Source organism: Janibacter sp. RAF52 (assembly GCF_052114035.1).
Taxonomy (GTDB): domain Bacteria; phylum Actinomycetota; class Actinomycetes; order Actinomycetales; family Dermatophilaceae; genus Janibacter; species Janibacter hoylei.
Window position 1 is genome coordinate 283,874 of the sequence record NZ_JBFRDY010000003.1, and the last position, 24,566, is coordinate 308,439.

Annotated in this window: 22 protein-coding genes; 11 read left to right on the top strand and 11 right to left on the bottom strand. The window is 70.6% G+C overall.

Annotated elements, in window-relative coordinates:
- Positions 1–181 precede the first annotated feature (181 nt).
- Complete coding sequence (locus AB4Y78_RS05935) at positions 182–1,135, bottom strand: heme o synthase (protein ID WP_259910110.1); 954 nt, start codon at positions 1,133–1,135, stop codon at positions 182–184.
- Positions 1,136–1,448: 313 nt separating this feature from the next.
- On the opposite strand from AB4Y78_RS05935, the gene tkt reads away from it, so the two are divergent.
- The 6 genes from tkt to pgl are packed head-to-tail and all read left to right on the top strand — an operon-like array spanning position 1,449 to position 9,681.
- Positions 1,449–3,545: a transketolase gene (gene tkt, locus AB4Y78_RS05940; protein WP_441713269.1), complete on the top strand. Its 2,097-nt coding sequence runs from the start codon at positions 1,449–1,451 to the stop codon at positions 3,543–3,545.
- Positions 3,542–4,681 carry a transaldolase gene (gene tal, locus AB4Y78_RS05945; protein ID WP_265229513.1) on the top strand — a complete coding sequence of 380 codons (1,140 nt, stop codon included), beginning with the start codon at positions 3,542–3,544 and terminating at the stop codon, positions 4,679–4,681. The genes tkt and tal overlap by 4 nt, the downstream gene beginning before the upstream one ends.
- A complete protein-coding gene (locus AB4Y78_RS05950; RefSeq protein ID WP_441736946.1) occupies positions 4,678–6,294 on the top strand; it encodes a glucose-6-phosphate isomerase in 1,617 nt (538 codons plus the stop codon). Before tal ends, AB4Y78_RS05950 begins: the two co-directional genes overlap by 4 nt.
- Positions 6,291–7,835 carry a glucose-6-phosphate dehydrogenase gene (gene zwf / locus AB4Y78_RS05955; protein WP_265229515.1) on the top strand — a complete coding sequence of 515 codons (1,545 nt, stop codon included), beginning with the start codon at positions 6,291–6,293 and terminating at the stop codon, positions 7,833–7,835. The genes AB4Y78_RS05950 and zwf overlap by 4 nt, the downstream gene beginning before the upstream one ends.
- Positions 7,832–8,953 carry a glucose-6-phosphate dehydrogenase assembly protein OpcA gene (locus AB4Y78_RS05960; RefSeq protein ID WP_265229516.1) on the top strand — a complete coding sequence of 374 codons (1,122 nt, stop codon included), beginning with the start codon at positions 7,832–7,834 and terminating at the stop codon, positions 8,951–8,953. The genes zwf and AB4Y78_RS05960 overlap by 4 nt, the downstream gene beginning before the upstream one ends.
- Entirely contained in the window at positions 8,950–9,681 is a 732-nt protein-coding gene (gene pgl / locus AB4Y78_RS05965; protein WP_265229517.1) for a 6-phosphogluconolactonase, read from the top strand. The genes AB4Y78_RS05960 and pgl overlap by 4 nt, the downstream gene beginning before the upstream one ends.
- A gap of 9 nt (positions 9,682–9,690) precedes the next feature.
- On the opposite strand, the gene AB4Y78_RS05970 is transcribed toward pgl, so the two are convergent.
- From AB4Y78_RS05970 to AB4Y78_RS06015, 10 genes are all read right to left on the bottom strand, one after another.
- The gene (locus AB4Y78_RS05970) at positions 9,691–10,041 is read right to left on the bottom strand and encodes an RNA polymerase-binding protein RbpA (RefSeq protein WP_259910103.1); all 351 of its coding nucleotides are present in this window, start codon (positions 10,039–10,041) and stop codon (positions 9,691–9,693) included.
- 34 nt (positions 10,042–10,075) lie between these two features.
- Positions 10,076–10,321: a preprotein translocase subunit SecG gene (gene secG, locus AB4Y78_RS05975; RefSeq protein WP_007927624.1), complete on the bottom strand. Its 246-nt coding sequence runs from the start codon at positions 10,319–10,321 to the stop codon at positions 10,076–10,078.
- Between the two features lie 112 nt (positions 10,322–10,433).
- Entirely contained in the window at positions 10,434–11,225 is a 792-nt protein-coding gene (gene tpiA / locus AB4Y78_RS05980; RefSeq protein WP_265229518.1) for a triose-phosphate isomerase, read from the bottom strand.
- Between the two features lies 1 nt (position 11,226).
- Positions 11,227–12,435: a phosphoglycerate kinase gene (locus AB4Y78_RS05985; RefSeq protein ID WP_265229519.1), complete on the bottom strand. Its 1,209-nt coding sequence runs from the start codon at positions 12,433–12,435 to the stop codon at positions 11,227–11,229.
- Positions 12,436–12,468: 33 nt separating this feature from the next.
- Entirely contained in the window at positions 12,469–13,476 is a 1,008-nt protein-coding gene (gene gap / locus AB4Y78_RS05990) for a type I glyceraldehyde-3-phosphate dehydrogenase (RefSeq protein ID WP_265229520.1), read from the bottom strand.
- Between the two features lie 114 nt (positions 13,477–13,590).
- A complete protein-coding gene (gene whiA, locus AB4Y78_RS05995) occupies positions 13,591–14,574 on the bottom strand; it encodes a DNA-binding protein WhiA (protein WP_007927631.1) in 984 nt (327 codons plus the stop codon).
- A 55-nt stretch (positions 14,575–14,629) separates the two neighbouring features.
- Positions 14,630–15,580 carry a gluconeogenesis factor YvcK family protein gene (locus tag AB4Y78_RS06000; RefSeq protein ID WP_007927633.1) on the bottom strand — a complete coding sequence of 317 codons (951 nt, stop codon included), beginning with the start codon at positions 15,578–15,580 and terminating at the stop codon, positions 14,630–14,632.
- Between the two features lie 2 nt (positions 15,581–15,582).
- Entirely contained in the window at positions 15,583–16,497 is a 915-nt protein-coding gene (gene rapZ, locus AB4Y78_RS06005; RefSeq protein WP_441715671.1) for an RNase adapter RapZ, read from the bottom strand.
- On the bottom strand, positions 16,494–18,437 hold the full coding sequence (uvrC, locus tag AB4Y78_RS06010) for an excinuclease ABC subunit UvrC (RefSeq protein WP_441736949.1): 1,944 nt from the start codon (positions 18,435–18,437) through the stop codon (positions 16,494–16,496). Before uvrC ends, rapZ begins: the two co-directional genes overlap by 4 nt.
- Positions 18,438–18,446: 9 nt before the next feature.
- Positions 18,447–18,842 (bottom strand): Rieske (2Fe-2S) protein, encoded by a 396-nt coding sequence (locus tag AB4Y78_RS06015; protein WP_007927644.1) that lies wholly within the window; start codon positions 18,840–18,842, stop codon positions 18,447–18,449.
- Between the two features lie 260 nt (positions 18,843–19,102).
- On the opposite strand from AB4Y78_RS06015, the gene AB4Y78_RS06020 reads away from it, so the two are divergent.
- The 5 genes from AB4Y78_RS06020 (at position 19,103) to AB4Y78_RS06040 (ending at position 24,531) form a co-directional block, all read left to right on the top strand.
- The gene (locus AB4Y78_RS06020) at positions 19,103–20,281 is read left to right on the top strand and encodes a branched-chain amino acid ABC transporter substrate-binding protein (RefSeq protein WP_441715668.1); all 1,179 of its coding nucleotides are present in this window, start codon (positions 19,103–19,105) and stop codon (positions 20,279–20,281) included.
- 68 nt (positions 20,282–20,349) lie between these two features.
- Positions 20,350–21,276, top strand: coding sequence for a branched-chain amino acid ABC transporter permease (locus AB4Y78_RS06025; RefSeq protein ID WP_441736976.1), 927 nt, complete (start codon positions 20,350–20,352; stop codon positions 21,274–21,276).
- Positions 21,273–22,940, top strand: coding sequence for a branched-chain amino acid ABC transporter permease (locus tag AB4Y78_RS06030; RefSeq protein ID WP_265229524.1), 1,668 nt, complete (start codon positions 21,273–21,275; stop codon positions 22,938–22,940). The genes AB4Y78_RS06025 and AB4Y78_RS06030 overlap by 4 nt, the downstream gene beginning before the upstream one ends.
- A complete protein-coding gene (locus tag AB4Y78_RS06035; RefSeq protein WP_265229525.1) occupies positions 22,937–23,821 on the top strand; it encodes an ABC transporter ATP-binding protein in 885 nt (294 codons plus the stop codon). The genes AB4Y78_RS06030 and AB4Y78_RS06035 overlap by 4 nt, the downstream gene beginning before the upstream one ends.
- Before the next feature lie 5 nt (positions 23,822–23,826).
- On the top strand, positions 23,827–24,531 hold the full coding sequence (locus AB4Y78_RS06040) for an ABC transporter ATP-binding protein (protein ID WP_007927649.1): 705 nt from the start codon (positions 23,827–23,829) through the stop codon (positions 24,529–24,531).
- The last annotated feature ends 35 nt before the right edge of the window (positions 24,532–24,566 follow it).

A 24,566-nucleotide genomic window follows, 5' to 3' on the forward strand; every position in this document is an offset into this window, starting at 1 on the left:
GTCGAAGACAGCAGCGGACGAAGGGGGCAGGTCGGCGCGACTCAAGGAACATGCGCCGCTGTGCGACCAGGTGACGCTGGTGGATCAGTGGCGGCGCATGTTTCCCAACGCCGACCTGCTCCCTTCGGCCGCGCCGGAGCAGGAGGGCCCGACCACGCGGGCAGTGCCGCACAGGCGGGACTCAGGAGAGGCCGGGCAGCGGCAGGTGCAGCAGCGGGTCGATCGCCACGCCGAGGAAGAGCAGCGTCACGTAGGTGATCGAGAAGTGGAAGAGACGCATCGGCTTGAGCACCGACTGCTTCGTCTCGCCGCGCCGCGCCGTGGCCAGCAGCCGGTGCGCCTCGGCGACGAAGAGCGCACCCGAGACGAGGGCGGCGCCGAGGTAGACCCAGCCCATGTCGGCGACCGGCACGAGGGCCAGGGAAGTGAGGACCATGACCCAGGAGTAGGCGACGATCTGGCGGGCAACGGTCGTCATCTGCTCGACGACGGGCAGCATCGGCACCCCGGCTCGCGCGTAGTCGTCGGAAAAGCTCATCGACAGCGGCCAGTAGTGCGGGGGCGTCCAGAAGAAGATGACGAGGAAGAGGATGATCGCCGGCCAGCCGACGGAGTCGGTCACGGCGGACCACCCGATGAGCGTGGGCATGCACCCGGCGATGCCGCCCCACACGATGTTTTGCGGCGTGCGCCGCTTGAGGATCATCGTGTAGCCGACGGCGTAGAGCACGATCGCCGCGAGCGAGAGGCCCGCCGACAGCGGGTTGACGAAGAACCACAGCCAGGCCGTGGACAGGGCGGTCAGCACGAAGCCGAAGATCAGCGCGCCGCGGGGGGTGGCCTCGCCCGTGACGAGCGGCCGGTTCTGCGTCCGCCCCATCTGGGCGTCGATGTCCCGGTCGTAGACCATGTTGAAGGTGTTGGCCGCGCCCGCGCTCAGGCTGCCACCGACGAGGGTGAGCACGATGAGCGAGAGGGAGGGGACGCCGCGCTCCGCGAGGAACATCACCGGGACCGTCGTGACGAGCAGCAGCTCGATGATGCGCGGCTTGGTGAGCGCGATGTAGGCGCCCACGGCGCGGCGCCACGAACGGGTCGCCGGCGACAGCTCGCGCGTCGACTCGAGAGTGGTCACGGACTGCCTTTGCCGAAGGGGGTTGGGTCACGGCCGACTGGGCACGGCCTCCGGGGAGTCTACCCGCGACGGCCAGTGCTGCCGGCCCCGGGTTGCACTCGTCACGGCGCCGGCGGCCGGGACTAGTGTGGACAGCAGCACGCACGCTCCCGCAGCAGAAAGGTCCTCCGTGAGCACGGACACCGACACCTCGCCCAAGGCTCCCGCGAAGAAGGCAGCCGGTCGTGCTGCCTCGAAGGGAACGACCCGCACCGTGACCTCCGCCAACCCCGCCGGCCCGGCCGGCACCTCGTCCCGCTCGAGCGACCTGCCGATGCCGGTGGCGAAGAAGGCCGGGTGGAACGACCTGGACGTGCGCGCCGTCGACACCGGTCGGATCCTCGCCGCCGACGCGGTCCAGGAGTGCGGCAGCGGTCACCCCGGCACCGCGATGAGCCTCTCCCCCGTCGCCTACCTCCTCTACCAGCAGGTGATGACGCACGACCCGTCCGACCCGGCCTGGCTCGGGCGCGACCGCTTCGTCCTCTCCGTCGGGCACTCCTCGCTCACTCAGTACGTCCAGCTCTTCCTCTCCGGCTACGGCCTGGAGCTCAGCGACCTGAGGTCCCTGCGCACCTGGGGCTCGCTGACCCCGGGCCACCCGGAGGTCCACCACACCGCGGGCGTCGAGATCACCACCGGCCCCCTCGGCTCCGGCCTGGCCTCCGCCACGGGCATGGCGATGGCCCAGCGCCGCCAACGCGGTCTCTTCGACCCCGACGCCAAGGCCGGGACCTCCCCCTTCGACCACACGATCTGGTGCCTCGCCTCCGACGGCGACATGCAGGAGGGCGTCTCCGCGGAGGCCGGCTCGCTCGCCGGCCACCAGGAGCTCGGCAACCTCAACGTCATCTACGACGCCAACCAGATCTCCATCGAGGACGACACCGACATCGCCTTCAGCGAGGACGTGGGTGCGCGCTACCGGGCCTACGGCTGGGAGGTCATCGACGTCGACTGGCGCAAGACCGGTGACGGCAAGGCCTACGTCGAGGACATCGACGCCCTGCTCGCCGCGACCCAGCAGGCGAAGAAGAACACGAAGGCCCCCACGCTCATCGTGCTGCACACGATCATCGCCTGGCCGGCCCCGACCAAGCAGGACACCGGCGCCTCGCACGGCTCCGCGCTCGGCGAGGACGAGGTCGCGGCCACCAAGGAGCTGCTCGGCTTCGACCCGAAGAAGTCCTTCGCCGTCGAGAAGACCGTCCTCGACCACACCCGCGCGGTGAAGAAGCGGGGCAAGGAGGCCCACAAGGAGTGGGACAAGCGCCTCGCCGCGTGGCGCAAGGCCAACCCGGAGCGCGCCGAGCTGCTCGACCGTGTCGTCGCGGGCAAGGTCCCGGCGGGCCTGGACAAGGCGCTGCCGACCTTCGAGGCCTCCGCCAAGGGCCTGGCCACGCGCGCCGCGTCAGGCAAGGTCCTCACCGCCCTCGCCGACGTCATGCCCGAGCTGTGGGGCGGCTCCGCCGACCTCGCCGGCTCCAACAACACGACGATGGACGGCCAGCCCTCCTTCACACCCAAGAGCAAGCAGACCGACACGTGGAAGGGCGACGAGTACGGCCGCACCCTCCACTTCGGCATCCGTGAGAACGGTATGGGCATGGCGATGAACGGCATCGCCCTCGAGGGCCTCACCCGCGTCTACGGCGGCACCTTCCTCGTCTTCTCCGACTACATGCGCCCCGCCGTGCGCCTGGCGTCCCTGCAGCAGCTGCCAGTCACCTATGTCTGGACCCACGACAGCATCGGCCTCGGCGAGGACGGCCCGACCCACCAGCCGATCGAGCACCTCGCGTCGCTGCGCGCCATGCCGGGCCTCGACGTCGTCCGCCCGGGCGACGCCAACGAGGTCAGCGTGTGCTGGGGTCAGATCCTCAAGAACCGCTCCACCGCGGCGCTGGCGCTCTCCCGTCAGGGCACGCCGACCGTCGACCGGTCGGAGTACGCCGCGGCGAAGGGGGCGGCCAAGGGTGGCTACGTCCTCGCCGAGTCGAGCACCGAGGTGCCCGACGTCATCCTCGTCGCCACCGGCACGGAAGTCGCGGTCGCGCTCGAGGCCCGCACGACGCTCGAGAAGGCCAAGATCGGCACCCGCGTCGTCTCGATGCCCTGCCGCGAGTGGTTCGACGCCCAGTCGAAGGCCTACAAGGAGAAGGTCCTGCCGGCCGCCGTCCGGGCGCGTGTCTCGGTCGAGGCCGCGACCCCCTTCGGCTGGCGCGAGGTCGTCGGCGACGCGGGCGAGATCGTCGGCATCGACCACTTCGGCGCGTCGGCCGACGCCGGCACGCTCTACGAGAAGTTCGGCATCACGCCGGCCGCCGTCGTCAAGGCGGCCAAGGCGTCCATCAAGAAGGCGAAGGGATGATCGACATGGCAGACCAGCTCCCCACCGCACCCGCACCGATCGCCGCGCTGCGCGAGGCAGGCGTCTCGGTCTGGCTCGACGACCTGAGCCGTGAGCGGCTCCGCTCGGGCAACCTCCAGGAGGTCATCGACACCAAGGGCATCGTCGGCGTGACGACCAACCCGTCGATCTTCCAGGCCGCCCTCGCCGACGGCGACGCCTACACCGAGCAGCTCACCGCCCTCGCGGCCGAGGGCAAGGATGTCGACGAGGTCGTCTTCGCGCTCACCACCGACGACGTGCGCGAGGCCTGCGACCTCTTCGTCCCGATCTACGAGGCCACCGACGGGGTCGACGGACGCGTCTCCATCGAGGTCGACCCACGCCTGGCCCAGGACGCGGAGCAGACCGCCGTCGTCGCCAAGCAGCTCGCCGAGACCGTGGGCCGCCCCCAGGTCCACATCAAGATCCCCGCGACCGAGGCCGGCCTGCCGGCCATCACCGCCACCCTCGCCGAGGGCATCAGCGTCAACGTCACGCTGATCTTCAGCCTCGAGCGGTACCGCGCGGTGATGAATGCCTACGTCGAGGGGCTCGAGCAGGCCCTCGCCGCCGGCAAGGACATCTCGCAGATCCACTCCGTCGCGTCCTTCTTCGTCTCGCGGGTCGACTCCGAGATCGACGGCCGCCTCGACGAGATCGGCACCGACGAGGCCCGCGCCCTGCGGGGCAAGGCTGGCCTGGCCAACGCCCGCCTCGCGTACCAGGCCTACGAGGAGGTCTTCGCCACGCAGCGGTGGCAGCGCCTCGAGGCCGAAGGGGGACGCCGCCAGCGTCCGTTGTGGGCCTCGACCGGCGTCAAGGACCCCGCCTACCCCGACACCCTCTACGTCACCGAGCTCGTGGCGGCCGACACCGTCAACACCATGCCCGAGAAGACCCTCGACGCGACGATCGACCACGGCGAGGTCACCGGCGACACGGTCACCGGCGGCTACGAGGAGGCGCAGCAGGTGCTCGACGCCCTCGAGGGCCTGGGCATCAGCTACACCGAGGTCACCGCCCAGCTCGAGCGGGAGGGCGTGGAGAAGTTCGAGAAGGCCTGGGCCGAGCTGCTCGACGGCGTCAGCGCCGAACTGGCCAAGGCGGCCAAGTGACCTCGCTGTCGGTGGCCGCCGCGGGAGCTGCAGCCGACGCGGTCACGACCCACGTCCCCGCCCTCGTCGCGGATCGCGTGGCGAGCCGGATCTTCGAGCAGGACCCGACCCTGTGGGGTCCTGCCGCCGAGGAGGAGGCCGCCCAGCGACTCGCCTGGGTCGGCCTCGGACGGACCTCGCGCCACCTCGTCGGCCAGATCGCGGCCCTGCGCGCCGAGCTGACCGAGCAGGGCGTCGACCGGGTCGTGCTCTGCGGCATGGGCGGCTCCTCGCTGGCGCCGGAGGTCATCTGCGCCACGGCCGGCGTCCCGCTCGTCGTCCTCGACTCGAGCCACCCGGACGTCGTCCGGGCCGCCGCGACCGACCTGCAGCGCACCGTCGTCGTGGTGTCGAGCAAGTCCGGCTCCACGGTCGAGACGGACAGCCAGCGTCGGGTCTTCGAGCAGGCCTTCACCGAGGCCGGCATCGACCCCGCCGCGCGGATCGTCGTCGTCACCGACCCCGGCAGCCCCCTGGAGGAGGATGCCCGGGCCAAGGGTCAGCGCGTCGTCACCGCAGACCCTTCCGTCGGTGGCCGATACTCGGCCCTGACCGCCTTCGGCCTCGTCCCGAGCGGCCTCGCCGGAGCCGACGTCGAGGCCCTGCTCGACGACGCCGAGTCCGTGGCCGACCTGCTCGCCGAGGACGACGAGGCCAACCCGGCGCTGCGTCTCGGCGCAGCGATGGGCGGCACCTCGCCCCTGCGCGACAAGCTCTACCTCGTCGACCACGGGACGCAGATCTCCGGACTCGGCGACTGGGCCGAGCAGCTCATCGCGGAGTCGACCGGCAAGGAGGGCAAGGGCCTCCTGCCCGTCGTGCTCGACCGCCCCGCCGCCGGCGCTCCCCCGGCCGATGCGACCGTCGTGCGCCTCGTCGCCGACGACGGTGAGGACGAGGTGCCGGTCGCCCCGTCGACGGTCGACGTCGGCGGCTCCCTCGGGGCGCAGTTCCTGCTGTGGGAGACCGCGACCGCCGTCGCCGGACGACTGCTCGGCATCAACCCCTTCGACCAGCCCGACGTCGAGAGCGCCAAGCAGGCCGCCCGCGACCTCATGTCCGACGACGGGCCGACCGCGAGCGAGCCGGACCTCACCGACGGTCCGGTGACCGTGAGCCACGCCGGTGGCGACTGGCTCGGCGGGGCGAGCACGCTCGACGAGGCCGTGACGGCCCTGCTCGACCAGCTCGACCCCGACCACGGCTACGTCGCGCTCATGGCCTACCTCGACCGGGAGGGCGATGCCCCCTTCGCCGAGGTGGCAGACGCCCTCGCCGAGCGGGTCGACCGGCCGGTGACCTTCGGGTGGGGGCCACGCTTCCTCCACTCCACCGGGCAGTACCACAAGGGCGGGCCGGCCACCGGGGTGTACATCCAGGTGACCGACGAGCCCCGTGAGGACCTGCCCGTCCCCGGGCGCGACTTCACGCTGGGCGAGTTCATCGCGGCCCAGGCCGGTGGCGACGGGCAGGTGCTCGCCGACCACGGTCGGCCCGTGCTCGTGCTGCACCTCACCGACCACGACGCCGGTCTGGCTCGGGTCGGCGCGGCGCTGCGAGGAGAGCGGGCATGAGGCCGGCGCGGGTCACGGCCGACGTCAACCCGCTGCGCGACCCGCGCGACAAGCGCCTGCCCCGCATCGCCGGACCGTGCAGCCTCGTCCTCTTCGGGGTGACGGGCGACCTCGCCCGCAAGAAGCTCATGCCGGCGATCTACGACCTCGCCAACCGCGGGCTGCTGCCGCCGGGCTTCTCGCTCGTCGGCTTCGCCCGGCGCGACTGGGCCGACCAGGACTTCGGCAAGGTCGTCTACGACGCCGTCCGCGAGCACGCCCGCACCCCCTTCCGCGAGGAGGTGTGGCGCAGCCTCTCCGAGGGCTTCCGCTTCGTCCCGGGGACCTTCGACGACGACGCCGCCTTCGACCTGCTGGCGCAGACGGTGCGCGAGCTCGACGAGCAGCGCGGCACGGGCGGCAACCACGCCTTCTACCTGTCGATCCCGCCGGGCTTCTTCTCCACCGTCTGCCAGCAGCTGCAGCGGTCGGGGCTGGCCTCGCCCACCGAGGACTCGTGGCGGCGCGTCGTCATCGAAAAACCCTTCGGTCACGACCTCGAGAGCGCGCAGGAGCTCAACGCGATCGTCGAGGAGGTCTTCCCGCCCGACGCGATCTTCCGCATCGACCACTACCTCGGCAAGGAGACGGTGCAAAACCTGCTGGCACTGCGCTTCGCCAACCAGATGTTCGAGCCGGTGTGGAACAGCCACTACGTCGACCACGTGCAGATCACCATGGCCGAGGACATCGGCATCGGCGGTCGGGCGGGGTACTACGACGGCATCGGTGCCGCGCGCGACGTCATCCAGAACCACCTCCTCCAGCTGCTCGCGCTGACGGCGATGGAGGAGCCGACGAGCTTCGACGCCGCGGCGCTGCGGACCGAGAAGGAAAAGGTCCTCGCGGCCGTCCAGGTGCCCGATGACCTCGGCGAGGCCACCGTCCGCGGGCAGTACGCCGCCGGCTGGCAGGGTGGCGACAAGGTCATCGGCTACCTCGAGGAGGACGGTGTCGCCGCCGACTCGACGACCGAGACCTATGCGGCCATGCGTCTGGACGTCGACACCCGGCGTTGGGCAGGTGTCCCCTTCTACCTGCGCACGGGCAAGCGGCTCGGCCGCCGGGTCACGGAGATCGCCGTGGTCTTCAAGCGGGCGCCCCACCTGCCCTTCACCGACACCGAGACCGAGGAGCTGGGGCAGAACGCCGTCGTCATCCGGGTCCAGCCCGACGAAGGGGTGACCATGCGCTTCGGCGCCAAGGTCCCGGGCAACCAGATGGAGGTGCGCGACGTGACGATGGACTTCGGCTACGGCCGCGCCTTCACCGAGTCCAGCCCCGAGGCCTACGAGCGGCTCATCCTCGACGTCCTCCTCGGCGACCCGCCGCTCTTCCCCCGGCACGAGGAGGTCGAGCTCTCCTGGCGCATCCTCGACCCGATCGAGCGGTATTGGAGCAGGCAGCGCAGCGGGGTCGAGCAGTACCCCGCCGGCACGTGGGGACCGCCCGCGGCCGACGCGATGATGGAGCGTGACGGACGCACCTGGAGGATGCCGTGATCGTCGACCTGCCGAGCGCCAGCACATCGCTCATCAGCCAGCGGCTCATCGAGATCCGTGAGGACGTGGGCGCGATGGCGCTCAGCCGCGTGCTCACCCTCGTCGTCGTCGTCCCGGAGGGCGACGCCGAGGAGGCCCTCGCCGTCGCCAACTCCGCGAGCCACCAGCACCCGGCCCGGATCATCTGCGTGATCCTCGCCAACGCGCGCGGCAAGGCCCGGCTGGACGCCCAGATCCGTGTCGGCGGCGACGCGGGAGCCTCCGAGGTCGTCGTGCTCCGCCTCTACGGCGAGCTCACCCGCCACGCGCGCAGCGTCGTCACCCCACTCGTCCTGCCGGACTCCCCCGTCGTCGCATGGTGGCCCACCGACGCTCCCAAGGACCCGGCCCAGGACCCCGTGGGCGCGATGGCGCAGCGACGCATCACCGACTCCTCCGCGGAGGCGAGCATCGGCGCAACCCTCAAGCGGCTGGCCCGCACCTACGCGCCCGGCGACACGGATCTCGCCTGGAGCCGGATCACGCTGTGGCGTGGCCTCCTCGCGACGACGCTGGACCGGGCTCCCTTCGAGCCGGTGACCGCGGCGACCGTCGTCGGGGCCGGGGACTCCCCCTCGGCCGACCTCATCGCCGGCTGGCTGCGCCACCGACTGCGCTGCCCCGTCGCCATCATCCGCTCGCGCAACGGCACCGGTCTGGTGAGCGTGCGGCTCGAGCGGGCCTCCGGACCCATCGACCTGGTGCGTCCCACCGCGAGCGACACCGCGACTCTCGACCAGGCGGGGCAACCGCGCCGGGCCATCGCCCTCGCCCCCCGCTCCGACGCGGAGTGCCTGGCCGACGAGCTGCGACGACTCGACCCCGACGAGGTCTACGAGGACGCCCTGACGCGGGGCCTGCCGGAGGTGACCCGTCGTCGCCTGACGATGACCGAGGCGGTCGAGCAGGGCCTCGTCCCCTCCCCGAGCGATGCCCGGCGCACCGCCGTCCGGCTCGCCGAGAGGTCGAAGGAGGCCATCCGCAGCGCGATGGTCCAGGCCGAGCCCGAGGCCGCCGACAGCTCGCCCGAGGCCGTCAAGGTCGCCGTGCGCGAGCGGCTCGACGAGAGCCCGGCATGACCGCGACGCCGCTCGTCCTCGTCCACCCCGACAGCGAGACCCTCGCCGAGATGACGGCGGCCCGGCTGCTCACCGTCGTCCAGGAGGCAGTGGCCGCCCGTGGAAGGGCCGACCTGTCCCTGACCGGCGGGTCCATGGGGTCGGCCGTGGTGGGCGCCCTGGCCGGTCACCCCCTTCGCTCGCTCGTGGACTGGACCCGGGTGCACGTCTGGTGGGGTGACGAGCGCTACCTGCCGGCGGGCGACCCGGATCGCAACGACGTGCAGAACGATGCCGCCGGTCTGCGGTTGCTCGGTCTGCTGCCCGAGCACGTCCACCGGGTCGCTGGTCCGGATGCCAGCGCCTCTCCCGAGGAGTCTGCGGCCGCGTACGAGACCACCCTGCGCGAGCACGGCGGCGGGGAGTGGGACGTCGTGCTGCTCGGCGTCGGGCCCGACGGACACGTCGCCTCGCTCTTCCCCGGGCACCCGGCCCAACTGCTCGACGATGCGCTGGCCGTCGCGGTGCACGACTCCCCCAAGCCCCCGCCCACGCGGGTGTCGCTGACGACGGGGTGCCTGTCGCGGGCCCGTGAGGTGTGGTTCGTCGTGGCCGGCGAGGACAAGGCCGAGGCCGTGGCGAAGGGAGTGGCCGGCGCCCCGGCAGGTGAGAGCAGCGCCGCCCGGGTCATGGCTGAGGGGCGCACGCTCTGGCTGGTCGACGAGGCCGCCGCGTCGCGGCGCCCCTGACCTGCGGCGCTACTGGATCAGGCCGCGGTCGCGCAGCTCGCCGAGCCGCTCCTCGAGGATCGCGTCACCCTCGGAGTCGGAGCGGCGCTCCTTCACGTAGGCCAGGTGGGTCTTGTAGACCTCCGCCGTGGGCGGGGCCGGCGGGTTGTCGCGGTCCTGGCCGGCCGGCAGTCCGCAGAACTTGCACTCCCACTGCTCCGGGACCTCGACGCTGTCGTCGACGGCGAAGGAGGGGGTGACCTCGTGCCCGTTGGCACACCAGTAGGTCACGAAGGTGCGCGGCGCGGCCTCGCCCCGCTCCGCCTCGCCCATGGGGCCGGCGCCGATGCGGCTGCCGCGGATCGCATTGCCACCAACCATGTCGTGCTCCTCGTGTGTGTGGAGGGGGGACGCGTCAGGCGTCGAAGCGGTCGACGAGACCGATGCCGACGATCGCGGCGAACCAGATCAGGCCGACGACGATCGTGAAGCGGGAGAGATTGCGCTCGGCGACGGACGAGCTGCCGAGCGACGCGGACATGCCGCCACCGAACATGTCGGACATGCCACCGCCCTTCCCCTTGTGCATGAGGATGAGCAGGGTGAGGATCAGGCCGGTGATCACGAGGATCACCTGGAGTCCGATGCGGACGGCGTTCACGCGTTCAGGTCCTTGTCGGTCGGGACTGGGTCGGGCACCACCTGGCGACGGCGCCCGGCTCAGGATACCCCGCGTCACGGGAACCGCTGCCGACCGGGCACCGCGTGTGCCGTCAGGTGGTCAGGTGCTGCTGGTAGCGGCAGATCGCCGCAAACTCCTCGGCCTGCAGGGAGGCGCCACCGACGAGGGCTCCGTCGACGTCCGCACCGGCCATGATCGAGGCGACGTTGCCCGACTTCACCGAGCCTCCGTACAGGACGCGCACGGCGTCGGCGACCTCGGGCGAGTACAGCTGCGCCAGACGCCCACGGATCGCCGAGCACACCTCCTGCGCGTCGTCGGGCGTGGCGACCTCACCGGTGCCGATGGCCCACACGGGCTCGTAGGCGATGACGACGGTCGCGGCCTGCTCGGCGGTGATGCCGGCGAGGCTGCCCTCGAGCTGGGTGAGGACGTGCGCGACGTGCTCGCCTGCCTGCCGCACCTCGAGGCCTTCTCCGACGCAGACGATCGGCACGAGACCGTGCCGGTACGCCGCCACGGCCTTGCTCGCGACGACCTCGTCGCTCTCGCCGTGGCCCTCGCGACGCTCGCTGTGGCCGACGACCACGTACGTGCACCCGAGCTTGGCGAGGAAGGCGCCGGAGACGTCACCGGTGAAGGCGCCTGAGTCGTGCGGGCTGACGTCCTGCGCGCCGTAGCGCAGCGCGAGCCGGTCACCCTCGACGAGGGTCTGCACGGAGCGCAGATCGGTGAAGGGCGGCAGCACGGCGACCTCGACGCTCGCCGGGTCGTGCTTGGCGTCGCGCAGGGTCCAGTCGAGCTTTTGCACGAGATGGGTGCCCTGCAGGTGGTCGAGGTTCATCTTCCAGTTGCCCGCCATGAGCGGGGTGCGAGTCGCCATGTCAGCCCGCCTGCTCGGTGAAGACGGACAGACCCGGCAGCTGCTTGCCCTCGAGGTACTCGAGGCTGGCCCCGCCACCGGTGCTGATGTGCCCGAAGTCCTCGTCGGCGAAGCCGAGCTGGCGCACCGCGGCCGCGGAGTCCCCGCCACCGACCACGGTGAGGGCACCGCCCTTCGTCGCCTCGACGAGCGCCCGCGCCACCGCCTCGGTCCCGGCGGCGTACGGGGCCATCTCGAAGGCGCCCATGGGGCCGTTCCAGAAGACGGTGCGGCAGTCAGCCAACTTGTCCGCGAAGAGCCGCGCCGAGTCGGGCCCGATGTCCAGGCCCATCCGGTCACTGGGGATGTCGTCGGCGGCGACGACCTCGTGGTCGGCGTCGGCCGAGAAGGCGCTCGCCGCGACGACGTCGGTGGGCAGGACGATCTCGACCCCGTCGCGCTCGGCGCGCTCGAGGTACTCGGTGACCGTCGCGAGCTGGTCCTCCTCGAGGAGGCTGTTGCCGACCTCGTACCCCTGGGCCTTGAGGAAGGTGAAGACCATGCCGCCGCCGATGAGCAGACGGTCGGCAGTGCCGAGGAGGTTGTCGATGACGCCGAGCTTGTCGCTGACCTTGGCGCCGCCGAGGACGACCGCGTAGGGCCGCTCCGGGTCGCTCGTCAGCCGGCGCAGGACGTCGACCTCGGTGCGCACGAGCCCGCCCATGGCCGAAGGGAGCCGCCTCGCGATGTCGTAGACCGACGCCTGGGCGCGGTGCACGACGCCGAAGCCGTCGGACACGTAGGCGTCGGCCAGCTGGGCCAGCTCGTCGGCGAAGGCGCCGCGCTCGGCCTCGTCCTTGCTCGTCTCACCGGCGTTGAAGCGCAGGTTTTCCAACAGTGCCACCTGGCCGTCGGCCAGACCGGCGACGACGGACCGGGCCGACTCCCCCACCGTGTCGCTGGCGAAGGCGACCTCGCTGCCGAGGAGCTCACCCAGACGGGCGGCAACCGGCGCGAGCGAGTACTGCGGGTCGGGCGCGCCCTTGGGGCGACCGAGGTGCGCGCAGACGACGACGCGGGCACCGGCCTCGACGAGCTGGGTGATCGTCGGCAGCGAGGCGCGGATGCGCCCGTCGTCGCTGATCGTCGCGCCGTCCAGCGGGACGTTGAGGTCGGAGCGGACGAGGACGCGCTTGCCGCGCAGGTCGCCGAGGTCAGCGAGGGTCTTCACGTGTGCCTTTCGGGTGGGGCCGTCGGGAGGAGGTCAGAGGGAGGCGCCGACGAGGGTGACGACGTCGACGAGGCGGTTGGAGTAGCCCCATTCGTTGTCGTACCAGCCGACGACCTTGACCTGGTCCCCGATGACCTTGGTCAGTCCGGAGTCGAAGATACAGCTGGCCGGGTTGGTGACGATGTCGGACGAGACGATCGGGTCCTCCGTGTAGACGAGCCGGCCGGCGAGCGGCCCCTCGGCTGCGGCGGCGCGCATGATCTCGTTGACCTCCTCGACCGAGGTCTCGCGGGCGGCCTCGAAGGTCAGGTCGGTCGCCGAGCCCGTCGGCACGGGGACGCGAAGGGCGTAGCCGTCGAGCTTGCCCTCGAGCTCGGGAAGCACGAGCGAGACCGCCCGGGCCGCTCCCGTCGAGGTCGGGACGATGTTGAGCGCCGCGGCTCGGGCGCGTCGCAGGTCCTTGTGCGGGCCGTCCTGCAGGTTCTGGTCAGCGGTGTACGCGTGGATCGTCGTCATGAGTCCGCGGGTGATGCCCAGTCCGTCGTTGAGCACCTTGGCCATCGGCGCGAGGCAGTTGGTCGTGCACGAGGCATTGGAGATGATCGTGTGCCGCGTGCCGTCGTACTGGTCGTCGTTGACCCCCATGACGATGGTGATGTCCTCGTTCTTGGCGGGAGCCGAGATGACGACCTTGGTGGCACCGGCCTCGACGTGGGCGCGTGCCGCCTCGCCGTCGGTGAAGAAGCCCGTCGACTCCACGACGACGTCGACGCCGAGGTCACCCCACGGCAGCTGCGCCGGGTCGCGCTCGGCGAGCGAGGTGATGAGCCGCCCGTCGACCTCGATCCCACCCTCGACGACGTCGACCTGCCCCCCGAACCGGCCGAGGATCGAGTCGTACCGCAGCAGGTGGGCCTGGGTCGCGTCGTCGCCCAAGTCGTTGAAGGCCACGACCTCGACGTCCGCACCCGACTCCTCGACCGCGCGGAAGAAGTTGCGGCCGATGCGGCCGAATCCGTTGATCCCTACTCGAACAGTCACAGGTGGTGCCTCCGATCGTCAGCGTCCACGGGACTACGGCGGCAGCCCCCGTTCGCCACCCAGCCTATGGCCTGCGTCACACCGCCGGCAGGGGTGTCCGGGTCGCGGTCGACGTCAGCCGTCGAGCATGTCCGAGGTCAGCGATGCCTCGGTGCCGGGGATGCCCTCGTCCTCGGCGCGCTTGTCGGCCATGGCGAGCAGCCGGCGGATCCGCCCGGCCACCGCGTCCTTGGTCATCGGGGGGTCGGCCCGCTGGCCGAGCTCCTCGAGCGAGGCCTCCTTGTGCTCCAGCCGCAACTGACCGGCCTCGCGCAGGTGGTCGGGGATGTCGTCGCCGAGGATCTCCAGGGCGCGCTGCACCCGCGCCCCGGCAGCGACGGCCGCCCGAGCCGAGCGCCGCAGGTTGGCGTCGTCGAAGTTGGCCAGGCGGTTGGCCGTCGCCCGCACCTCACGTCGCATGCGGCGCTCCTCCCAGGCGAGGACCGCGTCGTGGGCGCCGAGGCGGGTGAGCATCGCGCCGATCGCGTCACCGTCGCGGATGACGACGCGGTCCACGCCGCGCACCTCCCGGGCCTTGGCGGGGATGCCGAGGCGCCGTGCGGCGCCGACGAGCGCCAGTGCGGCCTCCTGACCGGGGCAGGTGATCTCCAGCGACGAGCTGCGCCCGGGCTCGGTCAGGGACCCGTGCGCGAGGAAAGCGCCACGCCAGGCGGCCTCGGCGTCGCACGGGGAACCGCCCACGACGCGCGGCGGCAGACCCCGGACTGGACGACCATCGGCATCGATGAGGCCGGTCTGCCGGGCGAGCGCCTGGCCGTCCTTGCTCACCCGGACGATGTAGCGGCTGCCCTTGCGCAGCCCCCCGGCCGCGAGCTGCTGGATGGGGTCGCAGTCGTAGCCGTAGAGCTCCTTGACGTCGCGGCGGAGGCGGCGCGCGGCCTGGGCGGTGTCGAGCTCGACCTCGATGACGATGCGTCGGTTGACGAGGTGGAGACCGTTGGCGAAGCGCAGCAGGCTCGCCACCTCCGCCTTGCGGCAGCAGGTCTTGGTCACCTCGAACCGGCTCAGCTCGTCCTTGACCTTGTCGGTCATCGCCATCGGCGGGTTCCTTCCACGTTGTCAGGCAGCAGCGGCCCGGGGACGGGCCAGCGCATCAGGAGAGGATGTCACGATAGGCGGCCGCCAGCCGCAGCGCATCGTGCTGGCCCCGGTGGTCCAGGCGGGAGAGGGGCGCGACGACCAGCTCGGCGCCCAGTCGCTCGCAGGCGTCGGTGAGGCGGTGACGGTCCTCGATCGTCAGGGGGTCGGCGAGCACGGTGTCGAAGCGCAGCTCGGGCGCGAGGTCGTGCAGGGTCTCGATGTGCCGGGTGGCCGAAAATCCGCGTGTCTCCGCCGTGTGCATCTCGAGGTTGAGCGTCAGCACCTTGCGCGCCCTGGCCCGGACCAGCGCGTCGCGCAGCTCGGGCACGAGCAGGTGCGTGAGCACCGACGTGTACCAGGACCCCGGGCCGAGCACGATGTGGTCAGCGGCGTCGACCGCTGCGACGGACTCCGGGCGGGCCGGTGGGTTGTCCGGCTCGAGGGAGATCGACTCGACGAGACCCTTGGTGCGGGCCACCTCGACCTGGCCACGGACCGTCGTCGCCACCGTCGGGTCCGTGGCGTCGAGCCCGCTGACTTCGGCGACCAGCTCGAGCGGCACCGCAGCCATCGGCAGCACCCGGCCGCGAGCGCTCAGCAGGCGCCCGACGAGATCCAGGCCCGTCACCGGGTCCTCGTGGAGCTGCCACAGGGCGACGATGAGCAGGTTGCCGAGCGCGTGGCCGGAGAGGTCCCCGTCGCCGGTGAAGCGGTGCTGCAGCACGTCGCTCCACGTCTGGCCCCACTCGCTGTCGTCGCAGAGTGCGGTGAGGGCCATGCGCAGGTCCCCGGGGGGCAGCACGTCGTAGTCGGCACGCAGCCGGCCGGACGAGCCACCGTTGTCGGCGACGGTGACGATGGCGGTGACCTGGTCGCAGACGAGGCGAAGGGCGGACAGGCTCGCCGCGAGCCCGTGCCCACCTCCGAGAGCCACGACCTTCGAGGTGCGCAAGGAGTCGACCACGGCTACTCCTGCCCCAGGTCGCGGTGGACGACGAAGGTCGCGACGTGGTCGGACCCCAGGCGCGCGGCCAGGGCCTCGGCGATGGCCACGGAGCGGTGCTTGCCCCCGGTGCACCCGACGGCGAGGGTGACGTACCGACGGTTTTCGCGGAGGTATCCCCCGATGACGGGCCTCATGAGGCCCTCGACGCCGTCGATGAACTCACGGGCGCCCGGCTGCGAGAGGACGAAGTCGGAGACCTGCGTCTCCTGCCCCGTGTGCTGACGCAGCTCGGGCACCCAGAAGGGGTTGGGCAGGAAGCGCATGTCGAAGACGAAGTCGGCGTCGAGCGGCACGCCGTACTTGAAGCCGAAGGACAGCACGGCCAGGCGCAGCCGGTCGGAGCTCTCGGCCTGGAAGAGGGGACTGATCTTGCGGCTCAGCTGGTGGACGTTGAGCCCGGAGGTGTCGATGATGCTCTCGGCCTCGGCCCGCACCTCGGCCAGCACCTCGCGCTCACGGATGATGGCGTCGAGCAGCCGCCCCTTGCCCTGGAGCGGGTGCGGGCGCCGCACGCTCTCGAAGCGCCGCACGAGAGCCTCGTTGGTGGCCTCGAGGAAGATGAGGTGGGTGCGCCAGCCCCGCTCCCGCAGGACCCGGATCGACTCCGTCAGCGTCTCGAAGCCCTGGGCGCGCACGTCGAGGACGATCCCGATCCGAGCGGCCCGACCGTCTCCGACGAGGTCACCTCCGCGGTCGACGCTCACGTGGAGCAGGTCGGGCATGAGGCTCACGGGCAGGTTGTCGATGACGTACCAGCCGTGGTCCTCCATGACGTTGCCGACCGTCGATCGACCGGCACCGCTCATGCCGGTGACGACGACGACCTCGGGCTCGGCGGCGTCGTCCGCACCGGGGACGACGGGGGCTTCACTCACGGCTGCTCTCCTTCGTCGAGGACCTCACCGGTGGTGAGGTTCACGGCGGGTGTCGGGGTCTGCGCGGACAACTCTGCCGCAATCCGGGCGGCGAGGGAGGGTCCGATCCCCGGAGTGGACGCCAGCTCCTCCGCGGAGGCCGCCCGGATCCGCTTGACGGAGCCGAAGCGCGTGAGCAGCGCCTTGCGCCGCGACTCCCCCAGCCCCGGGATCCCGTCGAGCGCACTGCGGGTCATGGACTTGCTGCGCCGCTCGCGGTGGAAGGTGTTGGCGAAGCGGTGCGACTCGTCACGCAGCCGCTGCAGCAGGTAGAGCGCCTCGCTGTTGCGGGCGAGGATCACCGGGTGGTCGTCGCCGGGGACCCACACCTCCTCCAGCCGCTTGGCCAGGCCGACGATCGCGACGTCGTCGACGCCGAGCTCGTCGAGGACCTGCTGCGCGGCGGCCACCTGCGGCGCACCGCCGTCGACGACGACGAGGTTGGGCGGGTAGGCGAAGCGGCGGGCCTCCCCGGTCTCCGGGTCGGTCGCCTCGCGCTCGCGGTCATTGAGATGTCGCTGGAAGCGCCGGGTGAGCACCTCGTGCATCGCGGCGGTGTCGTCGGTGCGCCCCTCGACGTCTCCGCGGACGATGAAGCGTCGGTACTCCGCCTTGCGCACCAGGCCGTCCTCGAAGACGACCATCGAGCCCACGACGTCGCTGCCCTGCACGTGGCTGATGTCGTAGCCCTCGATGCGCAGGGGGGCGTCGTCCAGCCCGAGTGCCTCCTGGAGCTCCTGAAGGGCCTGGCTGCGCGCGGTGAGGTCGCCGGCACGGGCCACCTTGTGCCGTGCGAGGGACTGCTCGGCATTGCGCGCCACGGTCTCCATGAGGGCCCGCTTGTCGCCACGTTGCGGCACCCGCAGACTCACCGCGCTGCCGCGGCGCTCGCCGAGCCAGGCCGAGACGCCGTCGGCGTCCGGCGGGAGCACGGGGACGAGCACCTCTCGCGGGACGGTCTCGCCCCCTTCGCCGCCGTAGACCTGCTGCAGCAGGTGCTCGACGAGCTCGGGCAGGTCCTCGGCGTCCTTTTCCGCGACCCATCCCCGCTGTCCGCGGATCCGGCCGCCGCGGACGTGGAAGACCTGGATCGCGACCTCGAGCTCGTCGTCGGCGAGCGCGAAGACGTCGGCGTCGGTTCCGTCGGGCAGGACGACCGCCGACTTCTCGAGGGCCTTGGTCAGGGCCGCGACGTCGTCGCGCAGGCGGGCGGCCTGCTCGAAGTCGAGGTCCGCGGCAGCGGCCTTCATCTGCCGCTCGAGGCGGCGCACGAAGCGGGCGGTGTCACCGGCGAGGAAGTCGCACAGCTCCTGGGCCAGAGCGCGGTGCTCCTCGGCACTGACCCGGCCGACGCAGGGGGCGGAGCACTTGTCGATGTAGCCGAGCAGGCACGGCCGGCCGGACTGCTCGGCACGCCTGAAGACGCCCTTGCTGCACGTGCGCACGGGGAAGACCCGCAGCAGCAGGTCGAGGGTCTCGCGGATCGCCCACGCGTGCGTGTAGGGGCCGAAGTAGCGCGTCCCCTTGCGCTTGGCACCGCGCAGGACCTGCGCCCGGGGGTAGTCCTCGCCCATCGTCACGGCGAGATAGGGGTAGGACTTGTCGTCGCGGTACTTGACGTTGAAGCGCGGGTCGAACTCCTTGATCCACGCGTACTCCAGCTGGAGCGCCTCGACCTCGGTCGCGACGACGGTCCACTCGACGCTGGCCCCGGTGCGCACCATCCGCGAGGTGCGTGGGTGCAGGGCCGAGATGTCCTGGAAATAGGAGGACAGCCGCGAGCGCAGCGACTTGGCCTTGCCCACGTAGATGACCCGCCCGTGCTCGTCCCGGAATCGGTAGACCCCGGGGTCGGTCGGGATCGAGCCCGGGGAGGGTCGGTAGGTCGCCGGATCTGCCACCCCCCGAGCCTAGGAGACGCTCACGACATCCCCGTCGACGGTCGCGGTCCGGGCGGTGAGCCCCTCCGTGGCCGGGCCCTGGACCACCGAGCCGTCGGCGGGGTCGAAGCGGCTGTCGTGGCAGGGGCAGATGATCGCCTCGGTCGTCACCGTGTCGACGGCGCAACCCTGGTGCGGGCAGGTCGCGTCGAAGGCCTTGAACTCGCCCGCCGACGGCTGGGTGACGACGACGCGATCACGCACGACGCCACCCCCTTCGGGCACCTCCGCGACGGGGACGGTCACCGCCTCACCGCCGCCCGAGGCACCGCCGGCGTCACCGCCGTCCCCACCGCAGGCGGCGAGCGTGCCGGCCCCTCCGGCCGCAGCCACCAGCCCGATCGCCGTGCGTCGCGTCGTCGTCATCTCAACCTCCGGGTGCGAGTTGGTCCGTGTGGTGCCATGCTTCCACTCACCTCGCGCACGGCGCTCCGTCAGGACTTGGTAACGAGCCGGACACGGTCTTGCCATGTGGGACCGCACCTGCCCCGCGGAGGCCTACATTCCCTCCACAGCCTGCGACACAGAAGTTGCCGGCCGCGGCCGCACGGCCCCATTCCTAATCAGGAGGACACGTGAACAGGCGTTCCGTCATCTCAACTGGTGCGACCATCCTCGTCGCATCCATGGCCTTGTCCGCATGCGGGACCCGCGGCGGCGACAGCGGCGGGGACGGGGGCGGGGGCGACGGCGACAAGAAGGTCGTGAAGATCGGAGTCATCGCGCCGCTCTCCGGAGACCTGTCCGCTCTCGGCCTCGGGATCCAGCACTCCGTCGAGCTCGCGGCCGAGCAGGCCAACGAGTCCGGCGACCTCGGCGACTGGGAGATCGAAGTCGTCCCCCAGGATGACGAGGGCAAGCCCGAGGTCGGCAAGAACGCCGCCTCCACCCTCGCCTCCGACAAGGACGTCATCGGTGTCGTCGGCACCCTGAACTCCTCCGTCGCCGGCCCGGTCCAGCCGATCCTCGACAAGGCGAAGATCACCATGGTCTCGCCGGCCAACACCAACCCGACCCTCACCCGTGGCGCCAAGCCGGAGGACTCGCCCGAGCGCGTCTACGCGAGCTACTTCCGTGTCTGCACCACCGACACGGTCCAGGGCCCCTTCGCCGCCCGCTACCTCTACGAGAAGGCCGGCATCAAGGAGTTGGCGACGGTCCACGACAAGAAGACCTACGGCCAGGGTCTCGTCGACGCCTTCTCCGTCGAGTACAAGAAGCTCGGCGGCAAGATCGTCGCCTCCGAGACGATCAACCCCGACGAGGACAAGTACGACGCCGTCGTCTCCTCGCTCAAGGCGAAGAGCCCCAAGGCCGTCTACTACGGCGGTGAGTACCCGCAGGCCGCCCCGCTGTCGCAGCAGCTCAAGGCCGGTGGCCTCGACGTCCCGCTCATGGGCGGTGACGGCATCTTCTCCCCCGAGTTCATCAAGCTCGCGGGCAAGGGCTCCGACGGTGACCTCGCGACCTCGGTCGGCGCCCCGACCAACAAGCTCGACGCCGGCAAGAAGTTCCTCGAGGACTACGAGTCCGCCGGCTACAGCGACCCGGCGGAGGCCTACGGCGCCTACGCCTACGACGCCGGCCAGTCGATCATCGAGGCCATGAAGGTCTCGCTCAAGGACGCCGACACGGTCGAGGACGCCCGCCAGGCGACCATCGACGCGATGAAGGACGTCTCCTTCGAGGGCGTCACCGGCAAGGTCTCCTTCGACGAGTACGGCGACAACACGACCCGCGTGCTCACGGCCTACGAGGTCAAGGGCGGCGAGTGGAAGGACGTCAGCACCGAGGAGTTCAAGTGATCGACCTGACCTGATCACCCGATCAGGTCACGCGGTGGGGTGGGGACGCATGCGTCCCCGTCAACGGTCTGACCATCGGGTCCCTGTACGCACTCATCGCCGTCGGCTACACCGTCGTCTACGGCATCATCCAGCTCATCAACTTCGCCCACGGCGAGATCTTCATGATCGGCGCCTTCGGTGCGCTCTCCACCTCGCTCATCCTCTTCCCCGGGCAGACCGCCCTGTGGACCCTGCCGCTCATCCTCCTCGGCGCCATCGCCGCATCGGTGACCGTGGCGGTCGTCATGGAGCGCGTGGCCTACCGGCCCCTGCGCAATGCACCTCGACTGGCCCCCCTCATCACGGCCATCGGCATCTCGGTCTTCCTGCAGGAGCTCGTCCGCGTCGGCTACAACGACCCGACGCTCTTCATCTCCGACGCCAACCCCTTCGACTTCCCCTCTGCCAAGCAGAAGGTCGTCTTCCCGCAGGTCGAGGGCATCTCCGGCGAGGCCTTCACCTTCGGTGACGTCACCCTGCAGCGCCCGGCGCTCTTCACCATCGCCTGCCTGGCGATCTGCGCCGTCGGCCTCTGGTACTACATCAACCGCACCCGCACCGGGCGCGCGATGCAGGCCGTCTCGCAGGACCCCGACACCGCGCGCCTCATGGGCATCAACGTCGACCGCATGATCGTCACCGCCTTCGCGGTCGGTGCCGCGCTGGCCGCCATCGCCGGCGTCGCCTACGGCCTGCAGACGACGAACATCAACTTCAAGATGGGCTTCATCTACGGCCTCAAGGCCTTTACCGCCGCCGTCCTCGGCGGCATCGGCAACATCCAGGGCGCCGTCGTCGGCGGGCTCGTCCTCGGTGTGCTCGAGGCCATCGCCATCCAGTACCTGCCCGGCGGCTCGCCGTGGAAGGACATCTGGGCCTTCTCGATCCTCATCCTCGTCCTCGTCTTCCGACCGCAGGGCATCATGGGCGCAAAGGTGGTGGACCGCGCATGAAGACGCTGTCCCGCAATCCCCGACTCGGCGGCGTCCTCGCCCTCGTCGGATCCGTCCTCCTCGTCGTCTCCGGGCTGCTGTCGTGGAGCTACGAGCCCATCCTCGGTGACATCTCGGTCCGCTTCTGGCCGGTCACCCTGCAGGTCTACGCCATGGTCATCGGCGTCGTCGCGCTCGTGCTCGCACTCGTCGCGTCCGGCCCCCTTCGTCGCTGGCAGGAGTACGTCGACCCGGCACGCGGTCTGCGGACCATCGGTGCCACGGCGCTGATCTTCACGATCGCCTCGCTCGTGGCGATCACCACGGAGACCGGCGGCCTCATCAATGCCAACGAAGGGGTGTGGATCGCGCTCGTCGGCGCGATCCTCGTCACGGCGGGCGGCTACCTCCTCGCCGAGATCAAGGTGCTCGACCCGACGTCGGTCGTCCTGCCCGCCTGGGTCGAGATCATCGTCATCGCCCTCCTGCTGGGTGTGGCGCTCTACACCGCGCAGTACGCCCTCAAGCAGAGCGAGCCGTGGGTCCTCGTGCTCCTCGTCGCGATGCTCATTGGCGTGACGCTGACGCTCACGCGGTCCAACCTGGCCGCGTGGCTCGGCGGTGTGACGATGCGTCACCGGCGGGTCTTCACGCTCGCGACCTTCGTCGTGGCGCTGGCCTTCCCCTTTACCCAGGGCGGGTCCGAGGCCAACCTGACGATCGCCGGCAACGTGCTGATCTTCGCGGCCACGGCCCTGGGGCTCAACATCGTCGTGGGCCTCGCCGGACTGCTCGACCTCGGGTACATCGCCTTCCTCGGCGCCGGGGCGTACGTCGGCGCCTCGATGTCGATGTCAGCCTTCGCGACGATCGGGTGGAAGCCGCCCTTCCTCGTCGTCATGGTCATCGGCGCGATCGTCTCGAGCATCCTCGGCCTGATCATCGGTTCGCCGACGCTGCGGGTCTCGGGTGACTACCTCGCCATCGTGACCCTCGCCTTCGGCGAGATCTTCCGCCTGGCGATGTTCAACCTCGACGGCACGTCGGGCCCGATGATCACCCGGGGCTCCAACGGCATCAACGCCATCCCGGACCTGAACTTCTTCGGGTTCAACTTCGGGGACACGCACAACATCCTCGGCATCGACATCCCGAGGGCGGGCAACTACTACTTCGTGCTCATCGCCCTCATCGTCTTCGTCATCGTCGTCTTCTCCCACCTCAACAACTCCCGCATCGGGCGTGGCTGGGTGGCGATCCGTGAGGACGAGCGCGCTGCCGAAGCCATGGGCGTCAACGTCTTCGGTCTCAAGCTGCTCGCCTTCGCCGGTGGCGCCTCGCTCGCCGGCATGGCGGGCACGGTCAAGGCACACATGGACCAGGCGGTCTCCCCCGACAGCTACATCTTCCTCGAGTCGGCCTTCCTGCTGGCTGCGGTCGTCCTCGGCGGCATGGGCACGGTCGGTGGCGTCCTCATCGGCGCCGCGCTGCTGAAGTTCCTCCCGGAAAAGCTGCGCTTCCTCGATGACTACCGACTGCTGATGTTCGGGCTCGTGCTCGTCGTCATGATGCGCGTGCGTCCCGAAGGCCTCGTGGCGAGCAAGCGTCGTCAGCTGGAGTTCCACGACGACGACGAGGACCTGGCCGAGACAGTGGTCATCGACGAGCTGGAGGCAGCCAAGTGAGCACCGCAACCGTCACCCCGCCCGAGCACGGGACGAAGGGGGGCGCCGGGGTCATCCTCGACGCCCGCAACGTCACGATGCGTTTCGGCGGCCTCGTCGCCGTCAACGACGTGTCGATGGAGGTGCGCGAAGGAGAGATCGTCGGCCTCATCGGCCCCAACGGCGCCGGCAAGACGACCTTCTTCAACTGCCTCACCGGGATGTACAAGCCGACCGAGGGGCAGGTCTCCCTCTTCGGCACGCAGATCCCCCCGAAGCCGCGCGCCGTCGTCCGGGCCGGCATGGCCCGCACCTTCCAGAACATCCGTCTCTTCGGCAACATGACGGCTCTGGAAAATGTCATGGTCGGTCGCTTCTGCCGCACCTCCTCCGGCGCCTTCACCTCGATCATCCGGGGCCCGAAGTTTCGTCGGGAGGAGCGGGAGACGACCGACAAGGCGCACGAGCTGCTCAAGTACGTCGGCCTCGGCTCGAGCGCGCACCTGCTCGCCCGCAACATGCCCTACGGCGACCAGCGACGTCTCGAGATCGCCCGAGCGCTCGCGACCGACCCCAAGGTGCTGCTGCTCGACGAGCCGACTGCCGGGATGAACCCTCGGGAGACCGAGCAGGCCATGGAGCTGATCTTCAAGATCCGCGACTCCGGCCTGGCCGTCGTCGTCATCGAGCACGACATGCGCTTCATCTTCAACCTCTGCGACCGCGTGCTGTGTCTCGTCCGGGGTGAGGTGCTCGTCCAGGGCACCCCGGGAGAAGTGCAGTCCGATCCTCGGGTCATCGAGGCGTACATCGGAGGCGCCGACGACGAGGACGAAGAGGTCGCCCCGCTCGAGGTCTCCACGACCTTCAGCGCGGCCGAGGACGAGGAGGACGACCGATGAGCGCCATGCTCGAGGTCAAGGACCTGGAGGTCTCCTACGGCAAGATCATCGCCGTCAAGGGCATCTCCTTCACCGTCGACGAAGGTGAGGTGGTCACCCTCATCGGCACCAACGGCGCCGGCAAGACGACGACGCTGCGCACCATCTCGGGCCTGCTGCGCCCGAGTGGTGGCGAGATCCTCTTCCGCGGGGAGCGGATCGACGCCACGCCGGCGCACCAGATCGTCAGCCTCGGTCTGGCCCACTCCCCCGAGGGGCGGCGGATCTTCCCGCGGATGACCGTGGAAGAAAACCTCCTCCTCGGCGCCTTCGGGCGCAGGGACAAGGAGATCACCAAGGACCTGCACGCGGCGTACGAGCTCTTCCCGATCCTCGGGGAGCGCTCCACGCAGCCGGCCGGCACCTTCTCGGGAGGTGAGCAGCAGATGCTCGCCATGGGGCGGGCCATGCTCTCGCGGCCCAAGCTGCTCATGCTCGACGAGCCCTCCATGGGCCTGTCGCCGATCATGATGAAGCGGATCATGGCCACGGTGAAGACCCTGCAGGAGCAGGGCACGACGATCCTGCTCGTCGAGCAAAATGCCCGGGCTGCGCTCAAGCTCGCCACGAAGGGCTACGTGCTCGAGGTCGGCAAGATCGTCACCCAGGGCACGGGTCAGGAGCTCCTCCACTCCGACGAGGTCCGCAAGGCCTACCTCGGCGAGGACTGATCTCGTCCTCCTCGCCGCTCGGGTCACTCACGGCC